Below are 22,016 nucleotides of genomic sequence, written 5' to 3'. Positions count from 1 at the left end.
AGTTGGGCGCTGGTCGGGCGGCGGAGCTGATGTTGCTGGGACGCACCTTGAATGCCGGCGAAGCAAAAGACTGGGGAATGGTCAACGAGGTCGTCCCGGCCAGCGAATTCGAGAGCCGGGTGAACCGGATGATCGAAAAAGTCGCCAAGGGACCGACTCGGGCCTTCGGTGCCTTTCGCCAACTGATCGATCGTGCCAACGGTGACCGGTTGGCCGCCCATCTGGAGGCAGAGCGCGCGGCCTTCCTTGAAATGACCCGAACCGAGGATTTTGCCGAGGGCGTGTCGGCGTTTCTGGCCAAAAGGGCGTCAGGATTTCGCGGCTGCTGACGCCGTTACGAATTCGGCCCGATTGCGGCCATTGTCCTTGGCCTGGTAGAGCGCCCTGTCTGCTGAGGCCATGACGTCCTGAAAGGCGGCATGCCCCCGTGTAAGAGTGGCGCCTCCGATACTGGCAGACAGGTGGACCGGAACATCATTGACCTCCCGGCCAGCCTCGACAATTCGTTGCAACAGACGCCCGGTTACCGCTTCAATCGCCTCGCGGTTGTTATTGCGAAGCACGGCCGCAAATTCTTCCCCGCCAACACGGCCAATGATGTCGTCATCCCGAAGCTCGGCTTTCATCAGGCTTGCCACAACCCTCAACACCTCGTCACCGGTGGCGTGCCCCCAGCGGTCGTTGATCTGCTTGAAGTGATCGAGGTCGATCATGAGAACGGTGATCAGTGAGCCGTCTTCCCGCGCCTTTTCAAACGCCAGATTACCCTCCCGGTAAAAGGCCCGTCGATTGAACAATTGAGTAAGGCCGTCCCGCTCTGCCAGCGCGACCAGGGCCTGTTCGGCACGGGTAAATGCCAGCAACGGAAGCGCCATGGCCGTCGCGCTCACCAGCAACAGGTGGTTCACCAGAATCAGTTTCAGCAGCCCGTGCAGATCCAGCGGGGCACTTCCTGTCACGGAGACCGCAATCACCAGTACCTGGGCCATCATGAGGGTACCGTGGATGCCGAACAGCGTTTGCAGGATCCGCAGCGGCAGCCGCGGTTTGCGTTCAATGGAAGCCAGACGATAGATCGCCAGGCTAAAGGCCAGTGCCGAGAACAGTGCCGTGAGGAATCTGGCAGCCACCGGATCCCATCCTGTGCTCACAACCAAACCGAACAGATAGAGTAGAGACGCTCCGTACAAAAAACGGGAGGAACCTCGGGTGCCTGCCATGGGCAACTGCATCAGGGCATGTATCCCTGCGAGGAGCAACAAGGGAGACCCGCCAAGCGCCAGATGAACCGTAAACTGCATGAGCGCGGGCGCTTCGGTTATCTCATTAACTACCGCTAACGCCGTGCCCTCCACAAAAGTGAGACAGGCCAGTGCCCAGAGCAGGAAACAACGTTCACGGTGGCGAAGATGGTAGATTGCCCAGAGCATGCCGCCGATCAGGAGGTTAATCATGATCGAAGTGACCAGCAGCGTTGGCAGGTGCATGTTCAGATCCATAAAGACACAGCGTTCCAGGCTATACAACGGGATACGTCAGGGTATCAGCTTCCCGCCCAGGCCTGCGCACGTGTCGTGTAGCGTTTGGTATGATAATTGTCACAGATTGACTCGACATCCATGCACTCACTGCGAGACCCCATGAATCCGACCATAGACCTTCTGAAATCCCATCGTTCGATACGCAAATTTACCGGCAAGAAAATTCCCGAGGATCTGCTCCGGGAGCTGATCCGCGCCGGCCAGTGCGCCGCCACCTCGAACCATGTGCAGGCGTATTCAATCATTCACGTGATTGATCCGGATAACCGCCGGAAAATCGCCGAACTCGCGGGCGGACAGGACTACATCGCCGACTGCTCGGACTTTCTGGTGTTCTGTGCCGACATGCGGCGCTCTACCGATGCCGCCGGACGGGCCGGGGCAGACGTGGTGCGGGGGATGACTGAGCAGCTTCTGGTTGCCACCATCGACACCAGCCTGATGGCCCAGAACGTGGCCATCGCCGCGGAATCAGAGGGGCTGGGTCTGTGCTATATCGGGGGCATACGCAACAACCCCGCGGACATTAGCGAAATTCTCCGGCTTCCCGAACATGTCTATCCGGTGTTCGGTATGTGCCTGGGCTACCCGGACCAGAACCCGGAGGTGAAGCCACGTCTGCCGGTGGAGGCGATTCTCAGGGAAGATTACTATTCCGATGCACGGGACGAGGAGCTGGTCGCCGGGTTCGATCGCACCATGAACCAGTACTATCGGGAACGCACCGGTGGCAACAAGGACACTACCTGGTCCGAGCAGCTCAAGCCGCTGTTCACCTCGAAATTGCGACCGCACATGCGCGACTTCCTGCGCAAATGCGGCTTCGAGATGAAATAACCGCTAGGCAGTTGCTCGCGGCCTTGTGACCCGGTCAACCAGATACACGAGGCCGTGATAGTCGATACCGCTGTGCCGGCTGAGCCCGATTTCGCAGGTTCGGCTGGTGGATATTCCTTCCTCGCAGCCGGCCGTCTGCTCTGCCAGTGTCTTCAGAGAATGGGCATTCAGCTCGGGCACGTTAAAGCCCTTGTCGCCGGCAAAGCCACAGCAGTGGATACCCTCGGGCACTACCACCTGGGTGCTGCACCGCCTGGCGATATCGATCAGTCCCTGCGACTCCCCCAGGTGCTGGGTGCTGCAGGTGACGTGCACCGCCAGCGGGGTCTGCTCCGGCTCGAAATCCAGACGCTCGTAGAGATGATCCCGAATGAACCGGACAGGATCAAACAGCGTCAGGCCGGCTTCTTCGGCGGCTTCGCGGATCTGCAGTGTGCAGGGGCTGGTGTCGCAGTAGATCGGATCAACGCCATTCCGGCTGGCCCGCAACAGCGCCGAAATCAGCTCATCTTTCTTGGTCGCCGCCTGCTCCGGATAGCCCTTGGAGGCAAATGGCTGGCCACAACACAGGCTGTCCAGGGCCTCCGGATACACCACCTGGTAACCGCCCTTCTCCAGCAGCCGCCGGGTCACTTCGATCAGCGGTTCCTGCACCTTATCGCCCCGCGCCGGGCCCATGGTCCGGGACACACAGGCCGCCAGACACACCACCCGGGGCCGGCCATCGGACGGTTCCGGCGCGTTCGGTGAAACAAACCGCACCGGCTGGGGCAGACTCGGATCCCACTGGGCGACCCGACCACCAGACACCTTTCGAACGCCGCCACTGAGCCGGGTCAGCAGTGGCGCACCCAACAGTCTTTCGGCCATTGATGCGCTGGCCAGCACAAAACGGGTGGCTTTCAAGGCGCCGGCAAAATGCTTTGCCAACTGATTGGCCACGGATTGACCGTTGGCCTTTTCACTGCGCAGCTTGCGTACCAGATCGCCGGTATTGATACCGACCGGGCATCGCTGGGCACAGAGACCGGTCGCGGCACAGGTATCCAGACCGTGATACTGGTAGGCCTTCTCCAGTTCAGCCGTGTCGTCACCGGCACGGCGGCGAGCCTGGATGTCCCGCCAGATCACGATGCGCTGACGGGGCGACAGAGTCAGCCCTTCAGACGGACACACCGGCTCACAGAAGCCACATTCGATGCACTTGTCCACCAGCGGATCCGCCTCCGGAAGAGGCTTCAGATTCTTGAGGTGGATCTGCGGATCTTCCGAGAGCACCACGTCCGGATTAAGCAGGTTCTCAGGGTCCAGCAGCCGCTTGATCTGCCACATCAACTGCCAGGCATCATGCCCCCATTCCAGTTCCACGAAGGGCGCCATGTTACGACCGGTGCCATGTTCCGCTTTCAGAGAACCGCCGAATTCCACGGCAACGAGTTGTGCCACATCCTGCATGAAAGCTTCGTAGCGAGCGACTTCCGCAGGGTCGTCGAAGCCCTGGGGGAACACAAAGTGCAGGTTGCCCTCCAGGGCGTGGCCAAAGATGATCGCATCGTCATAACCATGCTTGACGAACAGCGACTGGAGGCGGGTGACCCCCTCGGATAGCTGATCAATCGGGAAGGTCACATCCTCGATGATCACGGTGGTGCCGTTCGGTCTGACTGCCCCCACGGCAGGGAAGGTACCCTTACGAATGGCCCACAGCTGATCAGACACTCTGGCGTCGCGGGTAAAGTCCACCTGCTGCTCCAGCGGGAATTCAGCGAGGCACGCCCTGATCCGGGTCAGCTGCTCATCCAGAACCTGCGAAGACGACGCCCGGGTCTCCACAAGCAGCGCGCAGGCGCTTTCCGACAGATCATGAATCCAGTCCGGCAGGCCCGGCTTGTCCTGCACCGAACGAAGACTGCGTCGATCCAGCAGTTCCACCGCCGCCACCGGTTGTGAGCGCAGCGCCGACGCTGCCCGGCAGCAGCTCTCCGCATCCCGGAACACCAACAGGGCCGTGGCTTTGTCAGGGTATTCGGGAACGGTGTTGTAGGTTACCGCGCTGACGAAACCCAGCGTGCCTTCGGAGCCCACCATCAGGTGCGTCAGGATGTCGAGTGGACAGGTAAAATCCACCAGGGCGTTCAGGGACAGGCCGGTGGTGTTTTTCAGGCGGTATTTATGTCGAATACGCTCCGCCAGGTCGGGATTCTCCCGGGTATTGATGGCCAGCTTTTTCAGGGCCGCCAACAGATCACCGTGGCTGTCGCGAAACGCCGAAACGCTTGCCGGATCCTCGGTATCCAGCACTGCCCCGTCGCCCAGCACCAGCCGCATTCCGGCCAGCGTATGGTAGCTGTTCTGGGCCGTACCACAGCACATACCGCTGGCATTGTTCGCAACAATGCCGCCAATCTTACAGGCGTTGATGGACGCCGGATCCGGTCCGATCTTGAAGCCCTTGGGTGCCAACCAGGCATTCGCCTGAGCGCCAATCACACCCGGTTGCAGACGAATCTGGCGGCCTTCTTCCCGGATGTCGTGGCCGTTCCACTGATCGCCCAGAACAATCAGGATCGAATCACTGATCGCCTGTCCGGAAAGGCTGGTACCGGCGGCCCGGAAGGTCACCGGGACCTTGTGGCGGCGGGCGATGGCCAGGAGATCGACAACCTCTGCTTCATCCTGAACCCGCACCACCACCTTTGGGATCAGGCGGTAGAAACTGGCGTCGGTTCCGAACGCAAGGGTGGACACCGGATCGTTAAAGACCCGGTTTTCGGGAATCCGTTGCCGGATATCGGCCAACACTTCCGGGGTAAAAGTCATGCATCCTCCAGAACCAGCACAATGAGCTCACGGGGGCCGTGGGCGCCATAGGCCAGCACCTGTTCGATGTCCGCGGTCTTGGACGGGCCAGACACCAGCAGAACATTTGTTGGCAGCCCGGCCGCCCAGTCCTGAGCCACCATCATGTCATACAGATTGTCGTGAATCTCGCTGGCCTTGAGCAGGGCAATATGTACCGGCGGCACCAGGCTCATCAGCCGCGGTTCATTGCGGTCCGGCCAGAGCACGAGCGTGCCGGTGGCGGCAATACCGCCAAGGGTGCCGGTCAGGCTGGCCTCCACATTCCAGAACAGCTCTTCTTTCCAGTCTTCCACCGGCTGATCGTAGGCCAATAACTCGACCTTCTGCTCCGTGGCCTCGAAGTATGCCTGCAGCGCCCGGCCATGTTCTCTCGACGGGGCGCACAACAGGTTGGTGAGGTTGCGTTTGTTCAGAAGTTCGGCCACCAATTCCGGCCAGTTGTCAGACCGGCACGGATGCACTTCAGTGTGGACCGCTTCCATCAGGCTACGCAACCGGTCGATCCGGTCTTCCGGCGCGTACCGCCAGGGGGCCGTAACCAGCCGCTCGTCGAACTCGTCGGGGCGGGGCGTCGTGCCGGCGAGGCTGTTTCTCAATTTGCCAAGGATGTTCGCGCGGGCGCTCATGATGGCCGACCTCCGTTCTGGTCAAGATGCCGGGCCGCCAGATCATGCAAGGAGCGGCGGGCGGGCACCGGCGCACTGTGATTCTCGGTCCAGGGGCCGGCCTTTTTCGGAGCCAGCGCCCGGAAGCGGGTCGCGGCCCAGAGAAAACTGCGATACAGCGCCGGCCGGGTATTCAGCATCTGCCAACCACGCCAGATCCACCGTTCCGTCCGGGAATATTTGGCGCCGCCACCTTTCACCTGCTGCGGTTGCTCCGGGTTTTTCACGTTCTCCTGACGTAGGCGCTGCAGAAGTTCAGGAATGGGAATCTTGACCGGACAGACCTCGCCGCAGGCTCCGCACAGAGAGGAAGCACTGGGATGGTCCGGCACCTTGTCCAGTCCTGCCATGTGCGGCGTGATGATCTTGCCAATAGGGCCTGGGTAGACCTCACCGTAGGTGTGGCCGCCCACCCGGGTATACACCGGGCAGTGATTCATGCAGGCGCCGCAGCGGATGCAGTTCAGGGTCTGGCGCATCTGGGCATCGGCAAAAGCGCCGGTGCGGCCGTTATCCAGCAGCACCAGGTGCACCTCTTCCGGACCATCCAGCTCGTCGGGCTTGCGGGGGCCGGAAATCAGGTTCACGTAGGTGGTAATGGGCTGGCCAAGGGCCGAGCGGGTCAGCAGGGACACCAGGGGCACCACGTCCCTCAGGTTCGGAACCACTTTTTCAATGCCTGTTACCGCAATGTGCACGGGCGGCGCCGTCGTGCTCATGCGCCCGTTGCCTTCGTTTTCCACCAGCAGCAGGGTGCCGGTTTCGGCGATGGCGAAGTTCACGCCGGAAACACCCACATCCGCTTCCATGAATTTCCGACGCAGGGTCCGGCGACCAATCTGGATCAGTTGGTTAACGTCTTCGGTCTCCGGCTCGCCCAGTTTGTCGTGGAACAGCTTGGACACCTGCCGCGCGTTCTTGTGGATCGCTGGCATAATGATGTGGGAGGGCTTTTCGTTGTCGAGCTGAACAATGTATTCCCCCATGTCGGATTCCAGGCATTCGACGCCCCGCTCCGCCAGGTAGTCGTTCATCTCCATTTCTTCGCTGACCATGGACTTGCCTTTCACCACCTGGCTGCCCTTGCGGGCTTCGATGATGCCATGCACCAGGCTGTTGGCTTCCTCGACGGTCTCCGCCCAGTGAACCTTGACGCCGTTCTCCGTCAGCTTCTGTTCAAGCTGCTCCAGCAAATCCGGCAGACGGGAAAGGGCACCGGCCTTGATCCGGTTACCCAGTTCCCTCAGGCCTTCACGCTCGTCGGCATCTGGAAAGGCGTTGGCCCGCTTGGTCATCAGCGAGTCCATGGCCACACGGAAATTGTTGCGCAGCTGACCGTCCGCAAGGGCCTCTTCGGCGCGGCCCCGGAAGTCCGGGGTCAGCTCGGTAACCGGAATACGCTGACTCATGCCACCTCCCCTGCGTTGTCGCCGTTGGTGCGCTCCCAGAGGAAACTGGCCAGGTGCCGGCCCCGGAAGCTCTCTTTCTGTTTCTCCAGCGACCCGTTGATGTTCATCAGGCAGCCGCCGTCGGCGGTCACCATTTCAACCGCGCCGGAGTCGATCAGCGAACGGGTCTTGTCTTTAACCATGGCCCCTGAAACTTCCGGCATTCGCACCGAGAAGGTGCCGCCAAACCCACAGCATTCGCTTTCATGGTCGTGATCGATACGTTCGACACCTTCAAGCTGCTGCAAGAGCTCGCGGGCGTGCAGGTGGGTGTTCATTTCCCGGCGGGCCGAACAGGAGGTGTGCAGTGCAATCTTGCTGGGCGCGCCCCGGTCCGCCAGCTGCACCCGGCAGACTTTCAGCAGGAACTCGGTCAGCTCGAAGGTGCGCTCGGCGAGCGCTTCTACCCGCTTGAGCGTGTCCGGCTCATCGGCAAACAACGCCGGGTAATGGTGCCGGAACATCCCGGCACAGGAGCCGGACGGCACCACGACCGGCAGACCCGATCGATCGAGGATATCCAGCTGGGCGCGGGCCACTGCCTTGGCCTCATCCCGATATCCGGAAGTCCAGGCGGGCTGCCCGCAACAGCTCTGCTCCTGGGGGAAATGCACGCGAACACCTTCCCGCTCCAGCAGGCGAATGGCATCCAGCCCGGCCTCAGGAAAGAACAGATCCACCACGCAGGTACCGAACAGAGTGACCGCTTCCGGCTTCTCCGGGTAATGCCGGTCGGCTTCCCGCTCGGGCGATACCCGGGTGGCATTGGGAGCGGCATCGTAAAACAGCTGACTCATTGATTGCGCCTCAAGACAGTCTCAGACAGACAAACTGAAAATTGGTAATACCAATTTACATACAATAATAACCAAGGTATTCGAGACCGCTTGCTGATGTCAAAGTTTTCCGCAGCAGACTTCAGTCTAACCATCGCAGACACACCGGGACTTGGCCTGAATCGCGCCCTGTGGTATTGGTATTACCAATAAATTCTTGGACAGGAAATTCGTTCTTATGGACGTCGGACAGATCGCCCCACGCAGACTCGCGGACACCATCGTGGAACAGCTGGAAACGATGATTCTGGAAGGCACCCTGCAACCGGGCGAGCGGCTGCCCCCGGAACGGGTATTGTCGGAGCAGTTCGGCGTGTCCCGCCCTTCCCTGCGGGAGGCCATTCAGCGGCTGACCGCCAAAGGCCTGCTGATCAGCCGCCAGGGCGGAGGAAACTATGTCACTGAGTCCCTCGGCGGCAGTTTCAGCGATCCGCTGATTCCTCTGCTTGAAAACCGGCCAGACGCACAACGGGATCTGCTGGAATTTCGCCGCACACTGGAGGCGGACTGCGCCTATTACGCAGCCTTGCGAGCGACAGAGGTCGACAGGGCTCACCTGAAAACCGCTTACGAGGCACTGCAAGCCTGCTATTGCAGCGACAGGAACCGGGACCTGGAAGCCGAAGGGGCAGCCGATGCCCGGTTCCACCTGGCGATTGCCGAGGCGAGCCATAACGTGATTCTCCTGCACACCATTCGAAACCTGTTCAACATGCTGAAAAGCAACGTGGTTACCAACATCGGCGGCATGTATCGAAGAGAGGCGGAGACCCGGCAGGGTCTGGTGGAACAGCACCGGATGCTGTACGAAGCCATCACTGAAGGCAGGGCCGAGGAAGCCCGGGAACTGGCCGGCAAGCACATCCAGTACGTTCAGCAAGTACTCTCAGAACGCAGTGAGAGCCACCGCCGACTGGAGCGCTCCCTGCGGAGGGACAAGCTCGCCCGATCCTGAGCCCATGCGGTGAGGGCCTCAGAGCAGGCGATTGATCTCCTTCCACAACCGGCGGTAGGCGTCGGCGGCCACCGAGCCGGGCGCCAGCAGTTCCACCGGCCTGCCCTCCTCACCCATCTTTTCCACCACGCTGGCGTTCGGAATGATGGTTTTCAGGCCTTTGGGTAAAATCTCATCCTGCGCGTTGATCAGCTCCCGGTGCAGCCCTTTGCGCCGGTCGGCCATGGAATAGAACGGGTGCAGCTTACCCGGCTTCAACTTCTTATCCTTGGCAAACTCCAGCAATTGCTTCCAGCTGTTGAGAGACAGCCAGGTGGGAATCACCGGCACGAACACCTCGTCTGCCGCCTTCAGCACCTGCTCGGAAAGCCTGGAAAGCGACGGCGGGCAATCCAGTACCACGAGACTGGTTTCTTCAGACAGCGGCGCCAGCCACTGTTTGATCAGGTTGCTGCCATCCTCCTGATCCAGCTTTACATCCAGGTTGCGGAAACTGGTGTGAGACGGGATGAAATCCAGGTTTTCATAGTCACTTTCGTGAATGAATTCGGCGATGGGCGTCTTGCCCTTGAGCAGCTGCGATAACTTGTGCCCTTTGATTTTGTCGGCCCCGGCCAGATACCAGCTGGAGGCGCCCTGGGGGTCAAGATCCCAGAGCAGTGTGGGATAGCCGGCCTGGCTGGCCAGATAGGCGATATTCACGGCGGCGGCGGTTTTGCCAACACCGCCCTTCAGACTGTAAAACGCAATGGTCCTCATCCTGTCAGATCCCTTAATCCAGGCATAAAAAAACCGGGGAAGTCCCCGGTTAAAGCATTCACACGATGCACAACACAATGCATGTCGTCCTGATGAGTTTTCAGGCTATGCTTTCCCGGTGACAGTTTGATGACAGCCTTCAGGCCATCCTCAAAATTCCCGCATCCTTACTGGCTTACTTTCTCCCAGACGGTCAGCTCGGAGAAGCTGTGCTGGAACTTGTTTCTAGTTTCCCTGATGACAAACGGCAGGCTCCAGGGTTCGAACAACAGCCGGAAATGGGGCGCCAACATCTCCTTGAGGCCGTCGAATGTCGAGAAATCTTCTCCGTTCTTCTTGAACCCGCCAACCCAGTGTTCCTTCGGCGTGTACTCTTCCAGCCAGGTATAGGGTGAGGCAATCACCAGAAGCCCGAGTTCGTTAATCCGCTCATGAATGGTCTCCAGAAACAGAGATGGCTGGTACAACCGGTCGATCAGGTTGCCTGCGAGTACCAGATCATACCCGGTGAACTGCGATGGCAGATCGCAGGCGTCGCCCTGATGAAAAGACACGCGCTCAGCGGCCTCCTCCAGCCCGAGGGACGCAAGAGACTGGTCCTGAAAGGTTACCAGCTCCCCCTCCTCCGGGCGCGCATAACGCACCCTTCTGTCACTGGCGACTTCCTGGCATTTGTTGACGAACGCCCTGGAAAAATCAATGCCGTCCACGTGCCGGAAATGGCGGGCCAACTCAAGGCTGGTGCGGCCCACGGCACAACCAATATCCAGCGCACGATCCAGGGGCCTGCCATCCATCGCATGCATGGCGGCATCCGCCAGCGCCTTGGGGAAGTTGGCCTCTCCGTGCCACCGCTCGCCAAAGTGAAATTCCAGGTATTGGGCGAGTGTGGTGTCGTTTTCATAGTACTCGGCTTGCTGCAAGAGAATTCTCCTACCCTGAATGGTTCAACGGCTTCATCTAGCGTAACAGGAAGTTGCCAATACCCTGATCAATAACCGTCTCTTCCGAGCGATCCTTGAGAGGCACGCCGGAAACCTCCTGACGGCGAGCCTCCCTGAGCAAATACCCGAGCCGCCGGCTCGCCTCTTCGAACGACAACCCCGCCGGGCGGATATTGGATATGCAGTTTCGGCTGGCGTCAGTCAGTCCGGGCTCCGGCGCCCAGGTCAGGTAAAGCCCGAGGCTGTCCGGAGAACTCAGGCCGGGGCGCTCGCCAATCAGAACCACAACACATCGGGCGTTAAGCCGGTGACCGACATCATCACCAATCGCAACCCGTCCCTGAGAGACAACGATCAGGGGCGCCAGTTCCCAGGTCTGATCATCGGCCTCAAGATTCGCCAGCAGCGCCTCGAGAAACCCCACGGCGTTTTCCTGTACGCCATAGGAGGACAAGCCGTCTGCGACCACGAGAGCCAGGTCGACCGGTGAATCACCGGTGTGGCCCTGGCGGTCCAGCGCCTCACAGGATTTCTGGCTGAGCCTGCGCCCGAGATCCGGGCGTTGCAGGTAGGTTATCCGGTCGCTGGCCTGACTATGCAGATGAACCGGCTCATGGGGCAATAACGCTTTTCTCCGCTCGGTCAGTTCGGCCAGGTCCTTCATCAACGCTGAGGTATCCAGTGGCAGATGGACCGCATCCCTTGCCTGGGCATGGGCGAGCTGAAACGCCAGCATCTCATGCGTGGGCAGGCTGATACCGGCCCGGCCAAGACCAATCCGTGCATCGGTCCAGGCTGAGAGCCGGCGCCAGGGGTTGGCGATTACTGAGGGCTTTTGGCCAGTCATGATCCGACCCCTCCGGGCAAACTGGCCAGGCTTTTCCGGAAGGCTTCTGGTAACCCGTCTGCGGGCACCTTGCCCGCGCCATCCTGGAAAATCTGCATGCGGGTGAGCCACTGTTCGAATTCCGGCGCCGGCCGTTTGTCGAGCACCCGGCGAACGTAAAGGGCATCGTGAAACGAGGTGGTCTGATAGTTCAGCATGATGTCGTCGGAGCCGGGTATACCCATGATGAAGTTACAGCCGGCCACGCCCAATAAAGTCAGCAGGTTGTCCATGTCGTTCTGATCGGCCTCGGCATGATTGGTGTAGCAGATATCACACCCCATTGGCAGGCCCAGCAACTTGCCACAGAAATGGTCCTCCAGGCCGGCCCGCGTGATCTCCTTGCCGTCATACAGGTATTCCGGCCCGATAAACCCGACCACGGTATTCACCAGAAGCGGCTCGAATTTGCGGGCCACGGCGTACGCCCTGGCCTCGCAGGTTTGCTGATCGACACCGTGATGGGCATCGGCCGACAGCGAGCTGCCCTGGCCGGTTTCGAAATACATCACGTTGTTACCCACCGTGCCGCGGTTGAGAGACAGTGCTGCGTCCCGGGCCTCGGCCAGGGTGGCCAGATCAAATCCGAAACTCCTGTTCGTGGCTTCGGTGCCGCCAATGGACTGGAACACCAGATCCACCGGAGCCCGGTTCTCGATGGCTTCCAGGGTATTGGTTACATGGGTCAGTACGCAGGACTGGGTGGGAATCTCGTACTTGCGGATCACCTCATCCATCAACTGCAGCAGCCGGACACTCTGGGCCACGTTGTCCGTGGCAGGATTGATTCCGATCACCGCATCGCCGCTGCCATACAGCAACCCGTCCAGGATGCTGGCGGCAATGCCTGTTATATCATCCGTGGGATGATTGGGCTGGAGCCGCGTCGACATCCGCCCCGGCAGGCCGACGGTGCTTCGGAAAGCGGTTTGCACCCGGCATTTCTGCGCGACCAGGATCAGGTCCTGGTTGCGCATGATCTTGCACACAGCCGCCGCCATCTCCGGAGTTATCCCGGCGCGGATGCGCACCAGCATCTCGGGCGTGGCCAGATCGCTCAGCAACCAGTTCCGGAAGTCGCCCACGGTCAGGTGGGAAACCGGCTCAAAGGCCCCGACATCGTGGTCGTCGAGAATCAACCGGGTAACCTCATCCTGCTCGTAGGGGACGAGGGCTTCAGTCAGAAAGGTCTTCAGGGGCAACTCGGCCAGAGCCATCTGGGCCACCACCCTTTCCTCGGCGGTATGGGCGATGACGCCGGCCAGCCGGTCACCTGAGCGCGCGGGCGTTGCCTTCGCCATTAACTCTGCCAGCGTTGCAAACTGCCATCGCCGGTTTCCCAGACTGTACCGATACATTGCCCTCTCCCTGAGGTTCAAACTCCTACTATCTTAGGTGAATATCACCCGGGCAGATCAATAGCACGGTTAGTTTTCGGTGGGCGACCCTGTTCTGAGCAATCCCGTAAGCCAGTCCGTCAACTCGGGATAAGCGTCGAGATCGAGCACGAATTCCTGCCCCCTGGCAGCACAAGACAGATAGCACCAGGGCGGTTCCAGGCACCACCTGTCCGGCCTGGTGTGATAGCTCAGGGGAGGCCGTTTATCGCCGGGATAAAACCCGGCGGGCAGGCGCCACCGCGTGGGCAGGCGGCTCTGCGGGGCGGTCAGGACCAGGTCCTCGCGAAGCTTCGGAAACACGCCACTGCCGGACCAAACCTCTGCGCCGCCTGCCAATGGAAACGACAGTGAGGACGTGTAGAGCGTATTGCCTGGATCCGGCTCGCCGTGGAGGTGCGGATGATACCGGGCCCATGGCAGGGCATCCGGACCCAGTTCGTCAACAGTATGAACCTGGTCAATATGGAGCCAACCCCAAAGGGCATGGAACGGACGGGATCCGGGTACAAACCGCCAGCGCCGGTTATGCATTTCGGCGTGGCGAAAAACGCCGAAGAACAGAAACAGATCTCCCGGCTCAACTCCCTGATTGCGAAGGTGTCCCTGGGCTGAGCCAGTCTGACCCAGCAGAGGTCGCCAGCCTTCTCCACGGGGGTAGGCACCCGCTATCAGATCCGGATCCAGGTGGGCACCGTGACTACCCCGGATTCGGCCACCGGTGAGATCCCGGGCAATCTTGCCGAGCCTGCGTTTGTCGAAAACCACATCGTCATAGCGGATTCGGGACCGGGTATCAGGAATAGGCAAAACGCACAGCGAGCCATCCGGCAGGACCGGGCTGGGACATCCACCGGCAGAAGAATCAAATCCTTTTCGGCTGAGTATCAATCGCATGGCATTACTCGAAAAGCATGAAGGCTGAACGGGCGGTAAATGCTATCTTAGACAAAACAAAAACGCGCGAATGTCACTGACCGGAACCGCCAACACCATGAGAATTGTCTGCATCTCCGACACCCACAGCATGCACCGCCAGATCCAGGTTCCGGACGGCGACCTGCTGATTCACGCCGGGGATTCCCTCGGGGTTGGCACACTGGACGAACTCGAGGATCTGGACCAGTGGTTCTCGGAGCTGCCCCATACCAACAAGATACTGATTGCCGGAAACCACGACTGGTGTTTCCAGGACGAACCGGCAGAGGCCCGGGAACTGGTGCGTAACGCTCATTATTTGCAGGACAGCCCGTTGGAGCTTGCCGGCCTGAAGTTCTGGGGCAGCCCATGGACGCCAGTGTTCTTCAACTGGGCATTCAATCTGGAACGGGGCGATGCCATTGCCGAGCGCTGGGCCCGCATCCCCGGAGACACCGATGTCCTTATCACCCACGGGCCTCCCGCGGGTATTCTCGACCGAATCGAGTCTCCCTCTGGCATCGTGCGCCCTGGCTGTGAGGCCCTGGCCGAGCGAATCGCCAGACTGTCCCTGAAACTCCATATCTTTGGCCATATTCACGAAGGCCACGGCGAAGAACAGATTGGCGATTGCCTGTGCGTAAACGCCAGCACCTGTAACGGCAGTTTCAAACCGCTGAACCCGCCGATTGTGATCGATCTGTAGCACCGTTCGCGGCTTATCTTGAAACAGGCGCCGGCAGACACCATGTTTTCTATCTCTCGAATTCCACTTTTACTGCGGGAGCTCCATGCCTGACTGTCCTGATTACTCGCTGCTCGAACTGGCCTCCGTCCGCGAAGGCGACTCGGTAGGCACCACGCTTGCCAACAGCGTGGCCTATGCCCAACGGGCCGAGAAACTCGGTTTCAAGCGCTTCTGGCTGGCCGAGCATCACAACATGGAAGGCATCAGCAGCTCCGCGACGTCTGTCCTGATCGGACACATCGCAGGCAAAACGAAGTCTATTCGGGTCGGTTCCGGTGGTGTCATGCTGCCCAACCACCCGCCACTGGTCATTGCCGAGCAATTCGGAACACTCGAGAGTCTGTACCCGGGGCGGATTGACCTTGGACTGGGCCGCGCGCCGGGCACTGACCCGGTGACCGCGCGGGCCCTGAGGCGCGACGGCCTGGGTGCTGAACAGTTTCCTGAGGATGTCGCCCGGCTTCAGTCCCTGCTTGGCCCCCTGCAGCCAGGGCAGCCCGTGAGGGCCATTCCCGGCGCGGGCACCAATGTGCCGCTCTGGCTGCTGGGATCAAGCCTTTACAGCGCCCAGCTGGCCGCCATGCGCGGTCTGCCCTATGCCTTCGCCGGACATTTCGCACCCCGGCTCTACAGGGAAGCGCTCAGAGTCTACCGCGACAACTTCCAGCCCTCGGAAACGCTTGAACAGCCCTATGCCATGCTTGCCCTGCCAGCCGTTCCGGCCGATTCCGTTCAGGAGGCAGAGTTTCTGGCTACCACCAGCTATCAGCGCATTCTCGCCCTCTTCCGCGGACAACCGCTGTGGATGAAACCGCCTGTAAACAGCATGGACGGGCTCTGGAACGCGGGCGAGAAAGCCAGTGTGAAGGATTTTCTGGGTCTGCAACTGCTTGGCGATGCCGAAACCATCGGGAGACAGCTGCGACACATTCTCTCGGACATTGAGGTCGAGGAACTGATGTTCACGGTGGATATCTACGACCCAGAGACGCGCCGGCATGCGCTCGACATCCTGGCCCAAACCAGAAATGCCGGGCTGGCATTGTCCTAAAGCACGGATTCCACCGCGTCAATCAGCTCCGGATCCTGTGGGCGCACCCGGCTCGGAAAGGAGTCGACGACCGTGCCGGAACGATCAATCACATACTTGGTGAAGTTCCAGCGCGGGGGTTGGCTCTGCTCGTTGATGGCCCGGAACACCGGGTTGGCCTCGGCTCCGGTCACCGCTCCCGGTGCGATCATGGTGAAGGTCACTCCGAAGTTCTTGAAGCAAACGGTGGCCGCCTCGGCTTCGGAATCTGCCTCCTGCCGGAAATCGTCGCTGGCGAAGCCGACCACAATCAGCCCTTTCTCCGAATACTGTTTGTGCAGGGCCTCGAGCCCCTCGAACTGCCCTGTGTATCCGCAACGGCTGGCGGTGTTGACCACCAGCATGGGTTTGCCAGCCGCGAGATCACAGAGGTTTACCGTGTCTGTTGAGTGAAGCTTGCGTTGTTCATGATCGAGAAACGCCGGACAACTGTCCGCCATGGCTACCTGCGTTCCTGATAGACCGAAAATCAAAGCGGTGATTATCAGACCTCGTTTTACCTGTTTCATGGATCCGGATTCCCTGTTCAACTAGGTTTCTCTGATACGCCGCAACCGGACCGATGGCTCAGCCAGCAAGGTGGACAGAGCAGGCCCTGCTGCTCATCATTCAGGTGATTAAAGCGTTCAGCACCGGAGCAACATTCATCATGACAGACACCCCGATCCACGTCTTCCTTTCCCACGGCCTGGAGAGCGGACCCGGCAGCACCAAGATCCAGGCCATGAAAGCCGAGGCGGAAACATTTCCGGGCATTCAGGCCCACGCGATTGATCACAGCAGCACCCGGGATCCAGCGACACGGCTGGCCCAGATGCGCGAGGCAATGGCTGAATGCAATGCCAAGCCGGAAAACACCATCCTTGCCGGTTCGAGCATGGGGGGCTGGGTCTGCGCACAGACATCCTCGGAAACGCCTGTTCTGGGATGCTTCATGCTGGCGCCAGCCCTGGCGATGGCCCGGTATCCCCAATCCAGCCCGCTGATCCAGGCGGACCACCGTCAGATCATTCATGGTTGGGATGACGACGTGGTACCGGTAGCGCCGGTGCTTGATCTGGCCCGTGATCAGGGCCTTCCGATTCTTGTCCTGCCGGATGGGCACCGACTGGAAAACAGTCTTGATCGGGTCGTCAGTGAGTTCCGCGAATTCCTTCAAACCTGCCTTTCAGATATGAATCGACCGTGATTTCATGAACTTGCGAAACGGTCAAAACCATCTCTGCTGAAACGATTGTTTTGGCCATTTTCTTGCGAAAACCACTTTGTTTTGCCAGTCTTTATTAATGTAACAATAAATTTCAGCAAAAAAACGAACGGAGAAAACCCGATGAGCAGCATGAGTAAGTTCAAGAAACTGGCCGGAATTTCAGCGTTCGCATTCGCTGCGATGACCATGGCGAACTCGGTAAACGCCGCTAACTGGCGCTATGCGCACGAAGAGTACGAAGGCGACGTTCAGGACGTATTCGCATACAAGTTCAAGGAATACATTGAGGATAACTCTGACCACACCCTGCAGGTATACCGTTTCGGCGAGCTGGGTGAGTCTGACGACATCATGGAGCAGACCCAGGCAGGCATCCTGAACTTTGTTAACCAGTCGCCCGGCTTTACAGGCTCCCTGATTCCGGAAGCGCAGATCTTCTTTATTCCTTACCTGATGCCGACCGACATGGATACGGTGATCGAATTCTTTCGCACCAGTAAAGCCATCAATGAAGACTTCCCGGAGCTTTACGCAGAGAAGGGTCTGGAGCTTCTCAAGATGTATCCGGAAGGGGAAATGGTTGTAACGGTTGATGAGCCGGTCACCCAGCCCGAGGACTTCAACAACAAGAAGATCCGGGTCATGACCAACCCGCTTCTGTCAGAAACCTATTCTGCCTTCGGCGCGACACCGACCCCGCTGCCCTGGGGTGAAGTCTATGGTGCGCTGCAGACCAACATGATCCAGGGGCAGGAAAACCCGATCTTCTGGATCGAGTCCGGCGGTCTTTATGAAGTGTCCCCGAACCTGGTCTTCACCAAGCACGGCTGGTTCACCACTGCCATGATGGCCAACCAGGATTTCTATAATGGCCTGTCTGACGCCGACAAGAAACTGGTTCAGGACGCTGCAGACTTTGCCTTTGAAGAAATCATTGTGCACATCGACGGTCTGGCAGACGAAGCCCTGGCCAAGATCCAGAAAGCCAGCGATGAAGTCACCGTCACCCGTCTGAACGACGAACAGATCGAAGCCTTCAAGGCCCGTGCGCCCCAGGTGGAAGAGAAGTTCATCGAAATGACTGGCGACAGTGGCAAAGAACTGCTGAACCAGTTCAAAGCAGACCTGGAAGCAGTTCAGAACAACTAAGACTAGTGGAACCACTCCCGCCGGCTCCGGCCGGCGGGCAGCTTTGCTAACCCCGCCCCGCCGGGGATTCCCTACCGGCAGGGAGCGACATGCTCTGGAGCAGACCCCATGTCCGAGAATTCCCCGGATCTTGAAGACGACACCGGCACCTACGAGTCCGGCCTGCCCGGTTTTCTGGGGACGATTGATGAAATCATTGCCAAGGTCGAGGCGTTCATGCTGGCCGCTGGCGTCATCCTGATGGCAATCAATACCTGTGTGAACGTCATTGCGCGGTATGTATTCGGTGAAGGCCTCTTTTTCTCAGGTGAAATCAACCGGATCCTGATTATACTCATTACCTTTGCAGGCATCGGTTATGCAGCCCGTCACGGCAGGCACATCCGGATGTCCGCAATCTACGACGCACTGCCAGTCAAGGGCCGCAAGGTTTTGATGATCATCATCGCCCTGTTCACGTCTCTTGTGATGTTCTTTCTTTGCTACCACTCGTTCGGATACATCGAAACCCTTTACAGTCGTGGGCGAATTCTGCCCGCCCTGGGCTTTGAGATCTGGTGGATTTACATCTGGGTCCCGATCGGTTTTGCCATTACAGGTATTCAGTACCTCCTGACGGCCATAAAGAACTTCACCAGCAAAGATGTTTATCTTTCCACTGGGGTTGTCGACGGCTACGCGGACACAGAATCGGAAGTATGAACCCTGCAGCTGACGTTAAGGAAGGATAGGAAATCATGGCAACTATAATGATGTTGATCATGATCGGGTTGCTGCTGCTGGGCTTCCCGATGATGGTACCGCTGATCACAGGTGCGGTGGTCGGTTTTGTAATGATGTTTGATGGCTTCGGCCAGATGGGCACCTTCGTCCAGCAGATGATGGGCGGTATCCGGCCCGCCTCGCTGATTGCGGTCCCAATGTTCATTCTGGCAGCGGACATCATGACCCGCGGTCAATCCGCTGACCGGCTGATCAACATGGTCATGGCGTTCATCGGCCACGTAAAAGGCGGCCTTGCCATCAGCACCGCCACGTCCTGCACGCTTTTTGGTGCCGTGTCCGGATCGACCCAGGCTACGGTGGTAGCCGTTGGTTCGCCTCTGCGGCCCAAATTGCTCAAAGCGGGCTATTCAGACTCGTTTTCGCTGGCACTGATCATCAATTCCAGTGACATTGCCTTTTTGATACCCCCGAGTATTGGCTTCATCATCTACGGGGTTATCTCCGAGACGTCCATTGCCGAGCTGTTCATTGCCGGTATCGGGCCAGGCTTGATGATTCTGGTCATGTTTTCCATCTACTGCCTGATTTATGCTCGCGTCAACAACCTCCCGACCGAGGAGAAGTCCACCTGGCGCCAGCGGGTCATATCCATGCGCGAGGCTCTATGGCCGCTGTTTTTCCCAGTTATTATCGTCGGCGGGATCTACGGGGGTATCTTCAGCCCGACAGAAGCGGCGGCCGTTTGCGTGCTCTACGCCTTCCTGCTGGAATTCGTAGTGTTCCGCTCACTCAAGCTTGCTGACATCTATCGTATTGCAAAGTCCACCGGCCTGATCACTGCTGTCGTCTTTATTCTTGTAGCCGTGGGCACCGGCTTCTCCTGGATCATTTCCTTTGCCCAGATTCCCCAGGCCATTCTGGACGCAGTCGGAATTAGCGATATGGGCCCCGTTGGCGTGCTGATTACCATCTGTATCGCTTTCTTTATTGCCTGCATGTTCGTTGACCCGATCGTGGTGATTCTGGTGCTGACGCCGATCTTTGCACCGGCTATCGAAGCTTCTGGCATCGACCCGGTTCTGGTGGGCGTGCTGATTACCCTTCAGGTAGCCATCGGCTCGGCAACGCCACCGTTCGGCTGTGATATTTTCACCGCCATAGCGATATTCAAGCGCCCTTATCTCGAGGTTATTCGCGGCACGCCGCCATTCGTAATCATGCTGATATCCGCTGCCGGGTTACTGATTGCGTTCCCGCAAATTGCGTTGTTCCTGCGCGACCTGGCCTTCAGGTGATCTGATCATCCTGAAGAGTGAATACAAAGGAGTACGACATGTTCAAACGGATTCTGGTGGCGGTAGACGGCTCGATGACCTCGTTCGAGGCCTTGAGCAAGGCTATTGAGCTACAAGAACTGACTGATGCGGAGATCTACCTGCTGTGTGTGTACAAGCATCACAGCCTGTTTGAGGCATCTCTGTCGATCGGACGACCGGCTGAAATGGACATCCCGGATAAAGTGCTTTCGGAATATGCCAAGGATGTGGTCAATCACGCGAAACAACTGGCGGCGGAACGCGGCGGCAAAAATGTCCGCGGCTTCGTCAAAGCCGGTAAACCCTCAAAAGTCATTGTAGAGTTTGCCAAAGAAAAAGGTGCGGACCTGATCGTCATCGGCACCAAGGGTACGCACAGTGACAAAGATGGCCTGTTTCTGGGCAGTGTTTCACACCGGGTTGCATCTCACGCCAAATGCCCGGTTCTGGTGGTTTAACCGTCTAACCAAAAATCTCAATCCTATTACGGCCGGCTTCCTTGGCGCGATAGAGCGCCCTGTCGGCCAGGGTCAGAATCTGCAACGGTTTCTCGCCACTTTCCGGCCAACTGGCAACGCCCACCGAGACTGTCAGTGCGCCAAGATCTTTCTCCCGATGAATGATCGCCACGTCCCTCACTGCGCTACTGAGCTGGCTTGCCTTATCCATTGCCGCTTCTGATGTGGCTCCCGGCATCACCACCACGAACTCTTCACCGCCATAGCGGCAAACAAGATCACTCTCACGGAACTGTTTCTGGAGAATACCCGCAACTATTTTCAGGGCATTATCTCCAGCTTCATGACCGTAAGTATCGTTGAACTTCTTGAAGTGATCGATATCGATGATCAACAGCGACAGCGGAAGATCGTTGCGCTGTGCAACAGCGCTCTCATGCTCGAAAAGCTGATCAAAGTAGCGGCGGTTTTTAAGCCCGGTTAGTCCATCCTCGTACGAAAACTTCTGCAACTCTTCCCGAAGAGCAATGCTGGAGAGAGTAATACTGATTCTCTGAATGGCCTGATCCAGTGCCGCTAAAAGACGGGCCGAACCATACTCGCTCTCTGCGTTATCGAAAACGCCATCCCCCTCCAGCAGCAGAATGCCTTCAGTGACGTTACCCGCGCTAGCTGACTCCACATTCACCCAGAAGCAAAGCGTGGCACTCTCGACTTCTCTATCCACCCCTTCGGCGCCATGCCACTGTCTCAGTTGCGGCAGCCTGGAGGGTTCCGGCAGACCTTTGCGGGCGTCCAGCAACACCGGCAGAGGGACCGGGCGGCTGAATCCCCAGACAGCGACGCGATCGTACCGGTCGCTTGACCCCCTTTGATAGAAGGCGCCTTTCAGTGGGCTGCAGATATCCGGGAGCGCCCGTACAAGCAGACCGAACGCCTGCTTCAGGCCCAGACAGTCCTGGAGTTCGGTAAGAACGTCGCCCAGAATCCTGTTTTTCTCGTTTTCGAAGGTCAGCATCCGGACCCGTGCCTGCTCACGCCGGGCCAGTGCCTCTGCTTTGGCGGTACGTTCAGCCACCTTTTCCTCCAGAGACACGTTCAACCGCTTCAGCGCTTCCTGGGTTCCCGCATAGTGCCACAGAGAGATAACCACCACGGCCAGTGAGAACAGGAGCATACCCCAGCTAACCGGCACCCGTCCCCAGGGCAGTACCCCGTGGGCAACTGCCATATCTACAATCAGCAAGCCACAGAAAATGCCAAAGGCCAGT

General features: G+C 58.9%; 22 protein-coding genes. 10 read left to right on the top strand and 12 right to left on the bottom strand.

Annotation, left to right across the window (positions count from 1 at the left end):
* Positions 1–329, top strand: a 329-nt coding sequence (locus B2W52_RS17530) for an enoyl-CoA hydratase-related protein (protein ID WP_286803804.1), incomplete at its 5' end; no start/stop codon positions are given.
* Here the strand turns inward: B2W52_RS17530 and B2W52_RS17525 are convergent.
* Positions 309–1,499: a GGDEF domain-containing protein gene (locus B2W52_RS17525; protein WP_286803803.1), complete on the bottom strand. Its 1,191-nt coding sequence runs from the start codon at positions 1,497–1,499 to the stop codon at positions 309–311. The genes B2W52_RS17530 and B2W52_RS17525 overlap by 21 nt on opposite strands.
* Before the next feature lie 141 nt (positions 1,500–1,640).
* Here B2W52_RS17525 and nfsA point away from each other — a divergent pair, with 141 nt between their 5' ends.
* Complete coding sequence (nfsA, locus tag B2W52_RS17520) at positions 1,641–2,378, top strand: oxygen-insensitive NADPH nitroreductase (RefSeq protein ID WP_273071107.1); 738 nt, start codon at positions 1,641–1,643, stop codon at positions 2,376–2,378.
* 3 nt (positions 2,379–2,381) lie between these two features.
* Here the strand turns inward: nfsA and B2W52_RS17515 are convergent, their stop codons facing one another.
* From B2W52_RS17515 to B2W52_RS17500, 4 genes are read right to left on the bottom strand one after another with little or no spacing between them, the layout of a single operon-like run.
* Positions 2,382–5,198 carry an FAD-binding and (Fe-S)-binding domain-containing protein gene (locus tag B2W52_RS17515; RefSeq protein WP_273071110.1) on the bottom strand — a complete coding sequence of 939 codons (2,817 nt, stop codon included), beginning with the start codon at positions 5,196–5,198 and terminating at the stop codon, positions 2,382–2,384.
* Positions 5,195–5,866, bottom strand: coding sequence for a LutC/YkgG family protein (locus tag B2W52_RS17510; protein ID WP_053113818.1), 672 nt, complete (start codon positions 5,864–5,866; stop codon positions 5,195–5,197). The genes B2W52_RS17515 and B2W52_RS17510 overlap by 4 nt, the downstream gene beginning before the upstream one ends.
* Positions 5,863–7,314 (bottom strand): LutB/LldF family L-lactate oxidation iron-sulfur protein, encoded by a 1,452-nt coding sequence (locus tag B2W52_RS17505; protein WP_014579197.1) that lies wholly within the window; start codon positions 7,312–7,314, stop codon positions 5,863–5,865. Before B2W52_RS17505 ends, B2W52_RS17510 begins: the two co-directional genes overlap by 4 nt.
* On the bottom strand, positions 7,311–8,150 hold the full coding sequence (locus B2W52_RS17500) for a (Fe-S)-binding protein (protein ID WP_053113816.1): 840 nt from the start codon (positions 8,148–8,150) through the stop codon (positions 7,311–7,313). The genes B2W52_RS17505 and B2W52_RS17500 overlap by 4 nt, the downstream gene beginning before the upstream one ends.
* Positions 8,151–8,367: 217 nt before the next feature.
* Between B2W52_RS17500 and B2W52_RS17495 the strand changes: the two genes are divergently transcribed.
* Positions 8,368–9,144: a GntR family transcriptional regulator gene (locus B2W52_RS17495; RefSeq protein WP_053113814.1), complete on the top strand. Its 777-nt coding sequence runs from the start codon at positions 8,368–8,370 to the stop codon at positions 9,142–9,144.
* Between the two features lie 18 nt (positions 9,145–9,162).
* On the opposite strand, the gene B2W52_RS17490 is transcribed toward B2W52_RS17495, so the two are convergent.
* The 5 genes from B2W52_RS17490 to B2W52_RS17470 form a co-directional block, all read right to left on the bottom strand.
* Positions 9,163–9,903 (bottom strand): ParA family protein, encoded by a 741-nt coding sequence (locus tag B2W52_RS17490; RefSeq protein WP_053113811.1) that lies wholly within the window; start codon positions 9,901–9,903, stop codon positions 9,163–9,165.
* A gap of 167 nt (positions 9,904–10,070) precedes the next feature.
* A complete protein-coding gene (locus B2W52_RS17485) occupies positions 10,071–10,826 on the bottom strand; it encodes a putative 4-mercaptohistidine N1-methyltransferase (protein WP_062783055.1) in 756 nt (251 codons plus the stop codon).
* Positions 10,827–10,863: 37 nt separating this feature from the next.
* Positions 10,864–11,694, bottom strand: coding sequence for an ethanolamine ammonia-lyase subunit EutC (eutC, locus tag B2W52_RS17480; protein ID WP_273018136.1), 831 nt, complete (start codon positions 11,692–11,694; stop codon positions 10,864–10,866).
* Positions 11,691–13,091 carry an ethanolamine ammonia-lyase subunit EutB gene (locus tag B2W52_RS17475; RefSeq protein WP_273018137.1) on the bottom strand — a complete coding sequence of 467 codons (1,401 nt, stop codon included), beginning with the start codon at positions 13,089–13,091 and terminating at the stop codon, positions 11,691–11,693. The genes eutC and B2W52_RS17475 overlap by 4 nt, the downstream gene beginning before the upstream one ends.
* A 69-nt stretch (positions 13,092–13,160) precedes the next feature.
* Positions 13,161–14,027, bottom strand: a complete 867-nt coding sequence (locus B2W52_RS17470) for an Nmad3 family putative nucleotide modification protein (protein ID WP_039882166.1) — start codon at positions 14,025–14,027, stop codon at positions 13,161–13,163.
* 70 nt (positions 14,028–14,097) lie between these two features.
* Here B2W52_RS17470 and B2W52_RS17465 point away from each other — a divergent pair, with 70 nt between their 5' ends.
* Together B2W52_RS17465 and B2W52_RS17460 are read left to right on the top strand one after the other, a co-directional pair.
* Entirely contained in the window at positions 14,098–14,754 is a 657-nt protein-coding gene (locus tag B2W52_RS17465; protein ID WP_008177220.1) for a metallophosphatase domain-containing protein, read from the top strand.
* Positions 14,755–14,839: 85 nt separating this feature from the next.
* Positions 14,840–15,847 carry an LLM class flavin-dependent oxidoreductase gene (locus B2W52_RS17460; protein ID WP_008177218.1) on the top strand — a complete coding sequence of 336 codons (1,008 nt, stop codon included), beginning with the start codon at positions 14,840–14,842 and terminating at the stop codon, positions 15,845–15,847.
* Here the strand turns inward: B2W52_RS17460 and B2W52_RS17455 are convergent.
* Positions 15,844–16,326, bottom strand: coding sequence for a glutathione peroxidase (locus B2W52_RS17455; protein WP_227497901.1), 483 nt, complete (start codon positions 16,324–16,326; stop codon positions 15,844–15,846). The two genes, B2W52_RS17460 and B2W52_RS17455, sit on opposite strands and share 4 nt — an antisense overlap.
* Before the next feature lie 209 nt (positions 16,327–16,535).
* Between B2W52_RS17455 and B2W52_RS17450 the strand changes: the two genes are divergently transcribed.
* The 5 genes from B2W52_RS17450 to B2W52_RS17430 all read left to right on the top strand — a co-directional run bounded on the left by B2W52_RS17450 (position 16,536) and on the right by B2W52_RS17430 (position 20,745).
* On the top strand, positions 16,536–17,075 hold the full coding sequence (locus B2W52_RS17450; RefSeq protein WP_227497894.1) for a YqiA/YcfP family alpha/beta fold hydrolase: 540 nt from the start codon (positions 16,536–16,538) through the stop codon (positions 17,073–17,075).
* Between the two features lie 141 nt (positions 17,076–17,216).
* Positions 17,217–18,245 (top strand): TRAP transporter substrate-binding protein, encoded by a 1,029-nt coding sequence (locus B2W52_RS17445; protein ID WP_053113805.1) that lies wholly within the window; start codon positions 17,217–17,219, stop codon positions 18,243–18,245.
* 108 nt (positions 18,246–18,353) lie between these two features.
* Positions 18,354–18,947 carry a TRAP transporter small permease gene (locus B2W52_RS17440; RefSeq protein WP_008177210.1) on the top strand — a complete coding sequence of 198 codons (594 nt, stop codon included), beginning with the start codon at positions 18,354–18,356 and terminating at the stop codon, positions 18,945–18,947.
* Positions 18,948–18,982: 35 nt separating this feature from the next.
* Complete coding sequence (locus tag B2W52_RS17435) at positions 18,983–20,266, top strand: TRAP transporter large permease (RefSeq protein WP_053113803.1); 1,284 nt, start codon at positions 18,983–18,985, stop codon at positions 20,264–20,266.
* A 38-nt stretch (positions 20,267–20,304) separates the two neighbouring features.
* Positions 20,305–20,745 carry a universal stress protein gene (locus tag B2W52_RS17430; RefSeq protein ID WP_053113801.1) on the top strand — a complete coding sequence of 147 codons (441 nt, stop codon included), beginning with the start codon at positions 20,305–20,307 and terminating at the stop codon, positions 20,743–20,745.
* A gap of 4 nt (positions 20,746–20,749) precedes the next feature.
* On the opposite strand, the gene B2W52_RS17425 is transcribed toward B2W52_RS17430, so the two are convergent.
* Positions 20,750–22,016, bottom strand: a 1,267-nt coding sequence (locus B2W52_RS17425; RefSeq protein WP_286803802.1) for a sensor domain-containing diguanylate cyclase, incomplete at its 5' end; no start/stop codon positions are given.

The organism is Marinobacter sp. UBA2498, assembly GCF_002341575.1.
Lineage (GTDB): Bacteria > Pseudomonadota > Gammaproteobacteria > Pseudomonadales > Oleiphilaceae > Marinobacter > Marinobacter manganoxydans.
This window is presented reverse-complemented; position numbering and strand designations above follow the sequence as displayed.